At 67.4% G+C, this 13,402-nt stretch carries 11 protein-coding genes; 6 read left to right on the forward strand and 5 right to left on the reverse strand.

Annotation, left to right across the window (positions count from 1 at the left end):
* Positions 1-187 precede the first annotated feature (187 nt).
* The gene (locus AC5ZH6_RS03160) at positions 188-1,804 is read left to right on the forward strand and encodes an HNH endonuclease signature motif containing protein (RefSeq protein WP_496168441.1); all 1,617 of its coding nucleotides are present in this window, start codon (positions 188-190) and stop codon (positions 1,802-1,804) included.
* 54 nt (positions 1,805-1,858) lie between these two features.
* Here AC5ZH6_RS03160 and AC5ZH6_RS03165 read toward each other — a convergent pair whose 3' ends face one another.
* Complete coding sequence (locus tag AC5ZH6_RS03165) at positions 1,859-2,629, reverse strand: deoxyribonuclease IV (protein WP_006369442.1); 771 nt, start codon at positions 2,627-2,629, stop codon at positions 1,859-1,861.
* 65 nt (positions 2,630-2,694) lie between these two features.
* Positions 2,695-2,901, reverse strand: a complete 207-nt coding sequence (locus AC5ZH6_RS03170; RefSeq protein WP_006369443.1) for a hypothetical protein — start codon at positions 2,899-2,901, stop codon at positions 2,695-2,697.
* 237 nt (positions 2,902-3,138) lie between these two features.
* Between AC5ZH6_RS03170 and AC5ZH6_RS03175 the strand changes: the two genes are divergently transcribed.
* Genes AC5ZH6_RS03175 through AC5ZH6_RS03185 form a run of 3 tightly spaced genes read left to right on the forward strand, consistent with a single transcriptional unit; the run spans position 3,139 to position 5,482 of the window.
* Positions 3,139-4,392, forward strand: coding sequence for a phosphatase PAP2 family protein (locus AC5ZH6_RS03175; protein WP_006369444.1), 1,254 nt, complete (start codon positions 3,139-3,141; stop codon positions 4,390-4,392).
* A gap of 28 nt (positions 4,393-4,420) precedes the next feature.
* Positions 4,421-4,804 carry a hypothetical protein gene (locus tag AC5ZH6_RS03180; RefSeq protein ID WP_265077381.1) on the forward strand — a complete coding sequence of 128 codons (384 nt, stop codon included), beginning with the start codon at positions 4,421-4,423 and terminating at the stop codon, positions 4,802-4,804.
* A gap of 57 nt (positions 4,805-4,861) precedes the next feature.
* The gene (locus tag AC5ZH6_RS03185; RefSeq protein ID WP_014358657.1) at positions 4,862-5,482 is read left to right on the forward strand and encodes a DUF305 domain-containing protein; all 621 of its coding nucleotides are present in this window, start codon (positions 4,862-4,864) and stop codon (positions 5,480-5,482) included.
* Positions 5,483-5,514: 32 nt separating this feature from the next.
* On the opposite strand, the gene AC5ZH6_RS03190 is transcribed toward AC5ZH6_RS03185, so the two are convergent.
* The gene (locus tag AC5ZH6_RS03190) at positions 5,515-6,558 is read right to left on the reverse strand and encodes a glycoside hydrolase family 183 protein (RefSeq protein WP_496169168.1); all 1,044 of its coding nucleotides are present in this window, start codon (positions 6,556-6,558) and stop codon (positions 5,515-5,517) included.
* Positions 6,559-6,636: 78 nt separating this feature from the next.
* Positions 6,637-7,494: an acyl-CoA thioesterase domain-containing protein gene (locus AC5ZH6_RS03195; RefSeq protein ID WP_496168443.1), complete on the reverse strand. Its 858-nt coding sequence runs from the start codon at positions 7,492-7,494 to the stop codon at positions 6,637-6,639.
* 130 nt (positions 7,495-7,624) lie between these two features.
* On the opposite strand from AC5ZH6_RS03195, the gene AC5ZH6_RS03200 reads away from it, so the two are divergent.
* Positions 7,625-8,200, forward strand: coding sequence for an HdeD family acid-resistance protein (locus tag AC5ZH6_RS03200; RefSeq protein WP_014358660.1), 576 nt, complete (start codon positions 7,625-7,627; stop codon positions 8,198-8,200).
* Positions 8,201-8,264: 64 nt separating this feature from the next.
* Here AC5ZH6_RS03200 and AC5ZH6_RS03205 read toward each other — a convergent pair whose 3' ends face one another.
* Positions 8,265-12,158, reverse strand: a complete 3,894-nt coding sequence (locus AC5ZH6_RS03205; RefSeq protein WP_265077383.1) for a Pls/PosA family non-ribosomal peptide synthetase — start codon at positions 12,156-12,158, stop codon at positions 8,265-8,267.
* Positions 12,159-12,407: 249 nt separating this feature from the next.
* Between AC5ZH6_RS03205 and AC5ZH6_RS03210 the strand changes: the two genes are divergently transcribed.
* The gene (locus AC5ZH6_RS03210; protein ID WP_006369453.1) at positions 12,408-13,382 is read left to right on the forward strand and encodes an alpha/beta hydrolase; all 975 of its coding nucleotides are present in this window, start codon (positions 12,408-12,410) and stop codon (positions 13,380-13,382) included.
* Positions 13,383-13,402 lie beyond the last annotated feature (20 nt).

A 13,402-nucleotide genomic window follows, 5' to 3' on the forward strand; every position in this document is an offset into this window, starting at 1 on the left:
AGCCGCGTGCGGCGAGCCTCGAGACCCGGCGAGATGACAAGTATCGCAACCACATCGACGCCCACTCGACGAGTGGAAAATAGTTGTCCACAGATTTCTCCGGTCCGGCGTTCGTCGGATCGGTTTTGTCGGTACCCCTTCGTACACTTGTTCTCATCACGTCCGATCGCGGGAGGGGAGGTACCTGGTGTCGACGACGTTGACGTTTACCGATCCGGATGCCGACGCTGCCGCGATCACGTCGATGTCGCGCGACGAGCTCACCGAGACCGGCCCTGAATTGTTGCGCCAGTCCCGCAAACATGAGGCCCGGACGGTCCTCGTAGGCGCCGCACTCGCCGATCGGGTGTACCGCGAGCATCTCGCCGGTCGGTCCGAGACCAGCGTGTGGGGCTCAGTCATCGAGCATGCCGAGAGACTCGGCCGCGCCGAGGTGTCGTTGCAGTTCAAGGTCTCCCGTAGCAAAGCCGGGAGTTGGGTGGCGTTGGCGGATCTGTTGGAGAAGTTCCCGCTGATCCGTGCCGCCTACCTGAACGGGGAGCACTCGACCAACCGGGTGTCCATCATGGCGCGGGCCGCGCAACGTGCCGGAGACATCGATCTCGACGGCATCGAGGGTGAGGACGCGGAGATGTCGTTCGAGAAGATCGTCCTGAACTATGCATCGCGCGCCACCACCGACCCGGTGCTGGCGCAGGAGCTCGAGGCAGCGCTGATCTCGATGAGTCCCGACAGTGTGATCGAGGACCGCGACACCATCACCGACCTGGTGGAAAACGTCACCATCACCGCAGAAACTGCCGGACATTCCACCTTGGATGCGGTCGTCCCCGCCCACTATGGGGTGTTCCTCACCACCCAGATCAATGCGCTGATCGAGGAACGCACCTGCCGCAAGGACCCGCGCCGCGTGGGGTCACTGCGGGTGATCGCCCTTGGGGAGATCACCGGTGTGCCGGGAGCGCACCTCAACTGCGAATGCGGCTTGGAGAGTTGCGCTAAAGGCGGTGCTGCCCGTGACGAGTCGGCGGAGACACCCGCTGACGCTGCGGATGCACAAGCGTGGGACGACCTGTTGCCCGAACCCGTCGACGCCGACGCTCCTGAACTCGAGGACGTCGAACCTTCTAGTGCGCCGGAGCCCTGCGCTGCGCAGGAGGTGGTCGATGTGGAGGAGCCGGTCGTCGAACCCGACGTCGCTGACCCCATGGATGAGCCGACCTGTGATGAGGTGCCGGTCGCGTTCGGGCGGGCCCTGGTGGTGCCCGGGGCACCGGTGTTGACGGTCCTGAAAGATCCCGACGGTGTACTGGTGCCCCGGTTGCAGGGATACGGGCCGATCGATCCCGACTACGCGGCCACCCTGTCCGAGGTGGCGAAAACCATCCATTACCCCGAATCCGCCCGGGCTGCGGGACCACTCATCCCGCAGATCGCCGACCGGCCGCAGGCGCCACCGGCGGATCCGACTGGACACGGCGGGCACACCGTGCCACCCCCTGGGGCATTGACCTATGCACCCAGCGCCACCTTGCGCGCTGAGGTGCTCGCCAATGATGTCTGGTGCCGATACCCCTACTGTGGCATGCCGTCACACCTGTGCGACCTCGACCACTGGCGGCCGTTCAACCACACCGACCCCGAAGCCGGAGGCTGGACGGTGCTCGGCGATCTGATCCCACTGTGTCGGGCTGATCATCAACGCAAACACCTCGCCGAGTGGGTGCCAACGCTCTACACCGATCGGCGGGTGGAGTGGCGAAGCCGACGGACGGGGCAGGTGATTGTCACCTACCCACGGTGACGGGGTTTCGCTGTGGGATGGAACCAGCTGTGGCTCAGCGGGTCCCGAGGGGCGCTACAACGCCGACCGCAGGTATTCGAGATCGTCGGGGATTCCTTCGGCCGGCGTCTCGAGGATGATGGGTGCGTCGGCCGCTGCCGCGACGGCGACGAGCACCTCTGGGTCGATGTGTCCCGACCCTAGATTCGCATGACGGTCGCGGCCGGAGTCGAACTCGTCGCGGGAGTTGTTGAGGTGCACCAGATCGATACGCCCGGTGATCTCCCGGACCCGCTCGACGAGTCCGACGAGGTCCTCGCCGCCGGCCCACGCGTGACAGGTGTCGAGACAGAAGCCGGCCTGCTCGAAATCGCCGACCGCCTCCCAGAGTCGATCAATGGCCTCGAGGGTTCGGGCCATCGCATGGTCGCCGCCTGCGGTGTTCTCGATGAGAATCGGGACCCCGAAGCCGCCCTTGTCGACCTGACGGTCGAACAGCTTGCGCCAGTTGGCAAACCCTTCCGCTGAATCCTCCCCGTCGCGCAGGTGGCCGCCGTGGACGACGAGACCGAATGCGCCGAGGTCGGCAGCAGCGGCAGCCTGCTCCTCGACGGCCTTGCGGGAGGGCATGCGGAGCCGGTTGTTCAGGCTGGCCACATTGATCTGGTAACTCGAGTGGACGACGACGTCGATCGGGGAGTCGCGGAAAGCCTGCGCGTCCGGGCGGGGCACCGGTTTCTTCCACTTCTGAGGGTCGGTGACGAACATCTGGAAGACGTCGACGCCGAGGTCCGTCGCGGTGGTCAGCGGGTCGTCATCCTCCCGCAAGTGAGCTCCGATGCGCATGGTGCCAGCTTAGGGCGCGCACGCGAGACCGAACCCCGCAGCCCGCACTCGCCGAACGGTGCAGATCAGTCGTTGGGCTCGGTCTCGACGGTGATCGGCACACCGGACGCGATCAACAGTCGGCACGGCGCCTCGGTGTCGGGGTACAGGTTCAACCACTGATGGCCGCCGCCGTGCGAGTACACGGACTCCAGGGCGCGGTCGAGCCGCGCTTCGGCCTCTTTGGTGATGATGTAGCGCTGATCGCCGTAGCGCAGGAACCTGTTGGGCATCTACAACCTCCTGACCGGATGCCGGCCTCGCCGATCGGACACGTGACTCACAACTGCCTGAGCGTGTGATGTGTCCCACTCGGAGTCTATGTCGCGTCGCCCATCGGCGTCGGGCCGTCGGCATCTTCGACACTCCTGACGTGCGAAGGGGCGAGGCGACCGGCCACTTTCAGGAATGTTCATTAGGCTGACTTTGGGTTACGTGTCGGTAGTGCGGTGATGAAGAGGCGGTTTCGCGTGAGTGTTGACGAGGCAATCGACGTGCCCTCGCCGGACGATCACCGCCGACGGCAGGCTCCTGAGCAGGTCGTACGCGAATCCGCCGTGGATCAGAACGGCGCGGGCACCGGCGTAGAGGAGACCGACACCGACGCCGCATTCGGCGACGACAACCCGCCGGACCTCGAACCGATCCTCGCCGACATCGCCGCGGCCGCCGAGATGGAGGCCGAACCCGAGAAGCGTCGCGACCTCACCATGGTCCGCCGGGTCGCGATCGTCGCGTGGGCGCTGTTCATGGTGTGGGAGATCGTCGAGCACGGGCTCGCCTTCGACCGCACCCGCCTGATCATCCTGCTGTGCCTCGGGCTGATCGCGGCCAGTATCGGCCGGCGCCGCGTCATCACCGTCATCATCGACTGGGCGCCGTTCGCGCTGATCCTGTTGCTCTACGACTGGACCCGCAACGTCGCCGAGTTCATCCAGGTCCCGGTGGCCTGGCATCTCGCCCCCGACGTCGACAAGGCCATCTTCGGGGTGGTCCCGACGGTGTGGCTGCAGGCGCACCTGAAGTCGCCGTCGGCGCCGTGGTGGGAGGTCATCACCAGCGTCGTCTACATGTCGTACTTCGTCGTCCCGTACGCGCTCGCGGCCATCCTGTGGCTGCGCAACCGGGCGACGTGGCGACGGTTCGCCGCATGCTTCATCGCCACCACCTTCCTCGGGCTCATCGGATACACGTTCGTGCCCGCGGCACCACCCTGGGCAGCCGCCCGGTGCACCTCCGCGGAGGTCGCCGACGGACCGCGCGAGGCGATCTGCATGACCACCCCGCAGGCCACCCAGCCCGGCGGGATACTCGGTCCCTTCGACCCGAGTCATGCCGGTGCGGCACCGTACGTCGAACGGATCTCGGCCCGCGGATGGGAATTCCTCAACATCCACGTCGCGTCCAACCTCATCGAGATCGGTCAGGGCAAGTCCAACCTGGTCGCCGCCATCCCCTCGCTGCACGCCGCGCTGACGATGCTGCTCGCCCTGTTCATGTGGCCGCGCGTCAAAGCGCTCGGCCGAACATTGTTCCTGGGGTACGCCTTTGCCATGGCGTTCACCCTTGTCTACACCGCCGAGCATTACGTGTTCGACATCTTGCTCGGCTGGGCGTTGGCGGCCTTCGTCGTCGCCGTCTACCGGCTCGTCGACCGCAAGCTCATTGCGCCACGCAACAGACGCAAGGCGCAGGCAGACGCCGAGGCGTCGCCCGTCGGCTGAGGTGGGCCCGCCGGTTAGGCTGGTCGCGATGCGCGCCCCACGAATCGGTCACCGGCAGTGGTGGCTTCGTGTGTGCGTGGTCGGGCTGCTCGCAATCGCGGTGCTGCTCATGCACTCTCTCGTCGCCGGCGCCCCGCGTGAAGCGCACCACAGCTCCGCAACGATGACCAATGCCGCGGACCCGGAAGTCTCCCACATGAGCGACGCCGGTGACTGCGTCCTGGGCCACCACTGCGTCTTCGTGCGCGCCGACGACGCGCCACTGCCGCCGGTCATCCTGCTGGTGCTCGTCTGGGGCTTCGCGGCGCTACCCGCCCTCATGGGCATCGCGCCCGCACTCCTCGGACACCTCGGGCGACCACCACCCTGGGCGCAGCCCACGCATCTGAGCCTGTCGGTGATCCGCTGCTGATGGACCGGTCCCGGACCACCATCACAGCCATATCGACCATCACACAGGAGCTTTCAGATGTCTCTTCGCACCATCCGCAGGGCCGCTTCGGCGGCAACAGCACTCGCCGCGGCCGCGTTGATCGTGGCGGGCTGTTCGTCGTCGGAGTCCTCGTCGCCCACCGGGCACTCGGGACACGGCACGACGGCAACCTCGTCGCCCCATAACGCGGCGCACAACCAGGCCGATGTCATGTTCAACCAGATGATGATCCCGCACCACGAGCAGGCGGTCGAGATGGCCGACCTGGTGCCCAGCCGTACCGACAATGCCCAATTGCGCGCGCTGGCAACGCAGATCAGGAATGCCCAGCAGCCCGAGATCGATCAGATGACCGCACGGCTGAAGTCTTGGGGCGTCGCGGTCGACGACGGCGGCGACCATGGCGGCCACTCGATGAGCGGCGACATGGGCGGGATGATGTCCGACGCGCAGATGACGTCGCTCGAGAACGCCCGTGGCGCGCAATTCGACACGCTGTGGTTGCAGGGCATGATCGCCCATCACCAAGGGGCGATCACGATGGCCGATGCGGAACTCGCCGGCGGGATCGACCCTGAATCACGGTCGCTGGCAACGCAGATCAAGAACACCCAGCAGGCCGAGATCGATCAGATGAACGTCATGCTGGGACGGTAGGCCCACCTCGACGCTGTATTTCACCTGCGCCATCAGCCGCGCCGCAGCGGCAGCCGCATCAGGTAGACCTGATAGCCGAACGACACGGAGTAGGTGAAATACAGCGTCGGGCCCGACGTCGACCATGGATGGATGAACGGTGCGTAACCCGAGTACGGGTCGTCGCGGGAGACGACGAGTTCGCCGGCCGACCACGGTCCCTCGGGCCGATCCGCGGTCCGCAGCTTGACGCCCGGCTCGGTCTGCACCAGCGAGATGTATTTGCCCAGATACGAATCCCACGCCACCGACATCTCACCGTTCTTGGGTGGCATGATCGGTGTCGCTGCTCCCGGGACGCGTGGCACCCACCGGCCGTTCGAGAAGTACTCGTAGGCGTTGATGTTCTCCATCTGCGACGCCCGGACACGAGCCAGATAGACTGCGCCCCAACGGCTGTCGGGTGTTCCGTATTGATACACGGTGTCGCCGACCTTGAGGTAGGCGGCCATCTGGAACTTGACGTTGCCGCCCGAGTTGGGGCGTTGCGGTCCCACACGCCGCCAGGTGCGTCCGTTGTCGTCGGAGCGGGCGAGGCCGGAGAAATTGGTGACCCAATGACTGTTGGCCACCCAGTGTTTGACCGACATGAAGTTCAGGTACTGCGTCTTGCCCACGGCCACACCGGCGGTCGGGATCAGGGTGATCTCCTTGCGGAGGTCGGGTTTGAGCAATCGGCTGGCATACCCGGGTGGTCCGGTGTGGCCGGTGAAGGTCATGCCGTCGGCCAGGTTGTGATCGGTGCTGCGCAACAACACATTCGAGCGCCAGTGGAACAACGACCCGTAGAGCAGGGACCGCCCGTCGAAGGACTGGGTATCGCCGAAGGCGGTCAGGATCTCGCCACGTCCGTTGTCCCACATGACGCCGAGGTCGGTGCCGAGGATGTCGTAGCGCCCGAGGGTGTCGTTGATGGCGCCGGGGCCGGTGAGTCGGGCGACGGTACCGGCCATGCCTGCGGCGTACGTCGTGGCGCCGGCCGGTCCGCCGCCCACGCCCGCCACCATCAGGCCGATCGTCGTGACCGCGATGGCCACCGCCGTTCTCGGGCCCAGGGGAACGGATCTCGGGCGCAGACGGGGCCGGGTCATGCGGTGGACCCTAGCAAAGTTCGATCACGCTTCGCGATACCGGCCGCGCAGATCAACGTTGGTGAAGTCGATTTCGGCCGCGGCGTTGTTCACCGCCGTCACCATTCCGACGCCCCACATCCCGTCGACGTCGTACAGCCCGGCCGTCGACGCCGAGATCCCGTCGTGCTCGGCGTGCGAGTCGGCTTCGACGCCGATGCGATCACCACGCGGCAACCGCGACAGGGCCACGGTCAGGTCGCAATTGATGAAACCGATCCCCGTGGTTCCCCAATTGCAGATCAGGCTGGTCGATTCGGCACTGATCGCGGCACGCACGAACGGTGTCAGTTCCGCCCCGACGACCGCCGGTGCGGCCCGTGTCCACACCCGTTTGCGCAGCCCGTTCTGGTGGTTGCCCATGTTCGAGTCCCATTCCCCGACACCAGCGGTGTCGGAGGCGAAGCGGGGTGCCCAGTCGTCGACCGCGGTCGTCGGCGGCGAGAAGGTGCGGGCCCCGACATCACGTTGCCACCGCTGCCCCGGCGGATTCTGCGACTCGCGCAGGAACACCGCGGTCGCCCGCGCCACGATCACCTCAGCCTCTGCCGCGCTGTCGTCGGGGAACTGCACGACGTCGACCTCGGCGACCCGAATCCGCCCACCCGATCGCAGCACACGGGCTCGGGTGCTGGTCGGTATCTCCCGCGCCGCCTTGAACAGGTCGATGGTGAAACGTGCCGCCCGGAAACCCGGCTCGGCGATCCGCTGCTCGGCTGCATGCGCGGCCAGCGCGCAGACCGCGGGTCCGTTGAGGGTGCCCGGCGCCCACAGGCTGCGGGCGTAGGCGAGCGGCAACACCCGCCCGTCGGTGTCGGGCCGGAAGAAGGCGATATCGCTCACGTCATCTTGTCTACCGGTTCACCCCCTGCGGGTGATGCGCGGGTCGATCGGGCGATACCGCCGAGAGTCCTTCGGCCCAACCTGCGCCGACCTCTCATCCCTCACACCGAATTCGGGATAATCTTCGGCAATGACATTCGGTGTGAACACCAGACAATTCCCGAACGAGATCATCGGCGCGGTCCGCACGGCATTGATCGTGACGTCCATCGTCGGGATCGTGCTCGGCCTCGTCGCCGTCTTCTGGCCCCGCGCGACCACTCTCGTGCTCGCCGTGCTGTTCGGCATCTCGCTGATCATCGCCGGAATCTTCCGGCTCTACCAGGCATTTGCCGCGACGTTTCTCTCCACCGGGTTACGGGCGCTGCTCGGCGTCGTCGGTGTGCTGACCCTGCTCGTCGGCATCATCGCCCTGTTCAGCCCGGGTGACGCGGTGTGGTTGCTCGCATTGTTCATCGGCATCGGCTGGATCTTCCAGGGCGTGCACGACCTGTTCAGTGCGGTGTCCGGTTCCCAGCACTCCCCGACCTGGTTCCTGATCCTCTCCGGCGTGATCTCGGTGATCGCCGGCATCGTGATGATCGTCCTCGGTCAGTACGCAGTCACCGTGGTCGTCTTCGTCGGCGGCGTCATGCTCGTCGTCATCAGCATCGTCACGCTGTGCACGCTGCCCAAGAAGATCGAGAGCGGCCCCGACACCCTCTGAGCGCGTCGCGCGCGAACAATCGAAAAGAAGGGCCGCAATCGGATTCCGGTTGCGGCCCTTCGAGTCAGCCGAACCAGGGTGCGATCGGATTGCCCTGCCACCGGGTGTGTGCAGGCACCACGTCACCACGCATCACCAGCGACGCCGGGCCCACCGTCGCCGACGTCCCGATCCCCGAGGCGGGCAGCGCGACACAGTGCGGGCCCATCGTCGCACCCGGCTCCAGGACCACCCGGTCGATGGCCATCACCCGGTCGTGGAACAGGTGGGTCTGCACCACGCAGCCGCGCTCGACGGTCGCGCCGTCACCCAACGTCACCAGGTCGGCCTCGGGAAGCCAGTAGGTCTCGCACCACACCCCGCGACCGATGGTGGCGCCGAGCATCCGCAACCACAGGTTCAGGATCGGCGTTCCCGTGGCGGCGTTGGCGAACCACGGTGCGGCAACGGTTTCGACGAACGCATCCGAGAGCTCGTTGCGCCACACGAACGAACTCCACAGCGGATGCTCGGAGACCACGATGCGTCCGACGACGAGCCACTTGGCGGCTGCGGCGATACAGCAGGCCGCCGCGCCCGCGACGAGCAGGATCAGTCCGCTCACCAACCCGGCGATCACGTAGTTCGCGTGAAAGGCAATGTACTGCAGACCGATCAGCATGAACAGCCCGAGCACGAACGACACCATCACCGGGATCAGACGCAGGGTCTCGATGACCGACCGGGCGACCTTCAGGCGCATCGGCGGATCAAAGGTGCGTGAGGTATCGGTGCGGGCGGCGGTGCGGCGCAACCGAACCGGCGGACTACCCAGCCAGCTCGACCCGGACTTGGCCCGATCGGGCGCCGCCGACAGCACGGCGACCAGGCCGTTCTTGGGCACCTTGCGACCCGGCCCGGCCATCCCGGAATTGCCCAGGAAGGAGCGTTTGCCGATCTTCGCGTCGTCGATGTGCAGCCAGCCGCCGCCGAGTTCGTAGGAGGCGACCATGGTGTCGTCGGCGAGAAAGGAACCGTCGTCGATGGTGGTGAACTTCGGCAACACCAGCGCGGTCGAGATCTCGGTGCCCTTGCCGACCTTGACGCCCAGGATGCGGAACCACCATGGCGTCAACAGGCTTGCGTACAGCGGGAACAGGTACGTCCGTGCCGAATCGAGCAGCCGTTCGGTCATCCACACCTGCCAGCCGACCCGCGACCGCACCGGGTGATACCCCTTGGTCATCCCCAGTGCGAGCAGCCGCACGAGCACCGCGGTGATCACGGCGAATACGCCCAGGCTCACCGCTGTGGCGGCCGGGGTCAGGATCAACGCGCGGACGGCGACGTCACGCAGCCGGTCGGCGTGCAGCGCCCAGGTGCCGATCACCACCAGCCCCGCACCCAGCGAGATCAGCGGGATCGCGGCCAGCAGCAACGACGACACCCCGTACACCGGGACCCAGCCCGATCGGCGCGGCGGGCGATGTGCGGGCCACGGATGGCCCGCCTTGCCCACCTTGACCGCGGGTGAACCGGCCCAGTGCTGGCCCTTCTTCACCCGGCCGAACACCGCCGAGCCCGGCCCGATCTCGGCGTCGCGGCCGATCACCGCGCCCGGAGCCAGCGTCGAGCGGGCGCCGATCGAGGCGCCGCGTTTGATGACGATCTCCCCGATGCGCACGACGTCGCCGTCGATCCACCATCCCGACAGGTCGACCTCGGGTTCGATCGACGCGCCCTCGCCGACGGTGAGCATGCCGGTCACCGGTGGGATGGTGTGCAGGTCGACGCCGCGGCCGATGCTCGAGCCCAGCGCACGGGCCAGGTAGATCATCCACGGCGCACCGGACATGTTCGCCGCGCCCGCGGCTTCCAACAGTCGCTCGGCCACCCACAGCCGGACGTGTACCGATCCGCCACGCGGGTAGTCGCCGGGGGTGACACCGGCCAGCAGTGCCCGCGCTCCGGCCGCGGCGATCAGCATCCGGCCCGGCGGGGTGATGAAGATCGCGAAGGCCACGATCACCACCCACCAGTTCACCTCGACCAGCCACGGCACCGAGACATCGAGCGCGCGGGCCGCGGCGCCCGCGACGTTGTTGGTCACGCCCAGCCACGTCGCCCACTGCAGACCGGTCAGCGTGGTCAGCGGCACCGACAGCAGGATCTGGGCGATACCGGTACGACGCGGGGTCGGGGTGACCTCGCGTTCGACGACGACCGTGGCCGGCGCGATCGCGTCGAGCATCCGCGCCAGCGATCCCAACCGCGGGTGATCGTAGAGGTCGGCGACGGTGACCTGCGGATACCGTTCCCGCAGCGCGGTCACCAGCTGCGCCGCGGACAGCGATCCGCCGCCCTCGGTGAAGAAGTCGGCGTCGAGGCTGGTGATGCGTGCGCCGAGGACGTCGGTCCAGCGGTCGGCGAGCCATTGTTCGGTGGCGGTGAAGTCGTCGGCGTCATCGTCGTCGTCGGTGCCCGCCCCGGGCAACGGCCAGGGCAGCGCATTGCGATCGACCTTGCCGGAGGTTCGGGTGGGCAGTTCGTCGACGAGTGCCAGTCGCGGCACCATCGGCGCCGGCAGTCGCTCGGAGAGCAGGGCATGTGCCGCCGAGACGTCGAAGTCGGGGTCGGTGGAGACCAGGTAGCCGACGAGCAGTGCGTTGCCGGCCGCCGATCGGCGTACCGCCGCTGCTGCACCGCTCACCCCCGGGAGGTGTTGCAGCGCATTGTCGATCTCGCCGAGCTCGATGCGCCGACCGCCGACCTTCACCTGATCGTCGGCGCGCCCCTGGAAGACCAGGCCCTGCGCGTCGAGTCGGACGAGATCGCCGCTGCGGTAGGCGCGCTCCCAGCCGAGGGTGGGCATCGGCGCGTACTTCTCGGCGTCCTTGGCCGGGTCCAGGTAGTGGGCCAGTCCGACGCCGCCGATGATGAGTTCGCCGATCTCGCCCTCGGCGACCGGCCGGCCGTCGGCATCGACCACCGCGAGATCCCAACCGGGAAGCGGTAATCCGATCCGCACCGGTCCCTCTCCACCCAGCGGTGCCGCACAGGCCACCACCGTCGCCTCGGTGGGCCCGTAGGTGTTCCACACCTCGCGGCCCGGAACAGCAAGCCGCTCACCGAGTTCCGGTGGACACGCCTCCCCGCCGAAGATCAGCAGACGCACCGCCTCGAGAGCCTCCGGAGGCCACAGCGACGCCAGTGTCGGGACGGTGGACACCACGGTGATGTCGCGCGCCACCAGCCACGGGCCCAGGTCCATTCCGCTGCGGACGAGCGATCGCGGTGCGGGTACCAGGCACGCGCCGTTGCGCCAGGCCAGCCACATCTCCTCGCACGAGGCGTCGAAGGCCACCGACAATCCGGCCAGCACCCGGTCGCCCGGGCCGATCGGCTCGTCGGTGAGGAACAGCCGCGCTTCGGCGTCGACGAAGGCCGCGGCGTTGCGATGGGTCACCGCAACACCTTTCGGGGTCCCGGTCGATCCGGAGGTGAAGATGATCCACGCGTCGTCGGCGGTGGTGGGACGAGTGGCGCCGGCATCACCGGGCGTCGCGTTGGACTCCTCGGGAGTCGACGTCGGGTGCACGCCGTCGGCGTCGATCAGCACGTCGATCCCGGCCTCGCCGAAGACGAGTTCGGCGCGCTCGTCGGGGTCGTCGGCATCGACGGGCACATACGCCGCACCGGCGTAGATCGCCGAGAGGATCGCGGTGTAGAGGTCCCGCGACCCCGACGGCATCCGGATACCGACACGCCCGCCGCGCCGCACCCCGGCCGCCGCGAGACGGTCGGCGCCGCGGCGGATCACCGCGCGCAGTTGCGCGTAGCTGTACACCCGCTCACCGTCGTCGATCGCGGGCGCATCGGGGTATCGGGCGGCGGTCTCGTCGAGGATGTCACAGAGTGTTCGCGGGTCGCTGGCCTGCGACGACAGCAAATACTGTGCTGGGATCTCCACACTCACCACCGTTGTCTAGACATGGAACGAGAAATATATCGCGACTCGTCGACGAGTTGCGCCGGACACGGGTGAACGGAAGGTGTCGATCGTCTCCGTTCGCCCGCCCGCGGTGACCCTGCACGCAAAGGCTGCCGAACAACCGGAACGAACTCTGATCTCGGTGTAGGTTCGCTTACACCAGAGGTTGGAGCTGACCCGTCCACACCGGTCATGCCCCATCGGACCCGCCCGACGCCGGCACAGGAGGTATTCGGTATGCCGATCGTCCAACACCGCAAGGCCAGCGCGCTCTCGTATCCGATCTGGGTGGGCAGCCGGCTGTTCCTGAAACCGTTGCTGTCGCTGTGGCCGCTCAACCGGGAGGGTATGGCCGGACTCTTCCTCATCGATCGCATGTTCGCCGTCGGGCCCAAACCGCACAACGTCGTCCGGGAGCAGATTCGCCTCGGTGACCGGCCGGCCGAGGTGATCCTGCCCACCGGCCCCTCACGCCGGGACTCCGACACCGCGATCCTCTACCTGCACGGCGGCGCCTTCGTCGTCGGCGGGGTGGGGACGCACCGGTCGATCGCGGCGCGACTCTCGCGCGCCTGCGAGGTGCCGGTGTTCTCCCTCGTCTACCGGCAGCTGCCCGCGGCCGGGGTCGGTACCTCGGTCAGCGACGCGATGTCGGCCTACCGGGAGTTGCTGACCGAACGCGGATACCGACGCGTCGTCGTCGCCGGCGATTCGGCGGGTGGATTCCTGGCCGCCAAGGTCGTCGAAGGGGCTGCCGCACAAGGACTCCCGGCACCTGCAGCGCTGATCGGGTTCTCGCCGCTGTTGGATCTCGATCTGGCCGACAATCCCGACCGCAGCAGCCGTTCCGATGCCTACATCCCCTTGTCTCAGCTGGTCAAGCTCGCGCCGCACTTCTTGCGCGGCCCGGTCGCCTTCACCGGGGTGCGCCGCATCGCCGACCTCGAGCTGGAGGACTTCCCCCCGACCATCATGATCACCGCGGAGAACGAACTGCTCGAACCCGATGTCATCGACCTCGTCGAGAATCTCGACGAGGCGGGGGTCCGGGCGGAGGCGCACAGCTATTCGTGGCAGATTCACGCGTTCCCGGTCTTCGGTTCGCATCATCGGGAGACACTGGAGGCCATCGAGGTGTCGGCCGAGTTCGCCGGCCGCGCGATCCGAGAGGCGAAGAGCGCTGACGACCGAGAGAACAAGTGGGCCGGATGACGAGCGGGACCAGCCCGCGC

This window comes from Gordonia sp. YC-XJ4 (assembly GCF_059511865.1).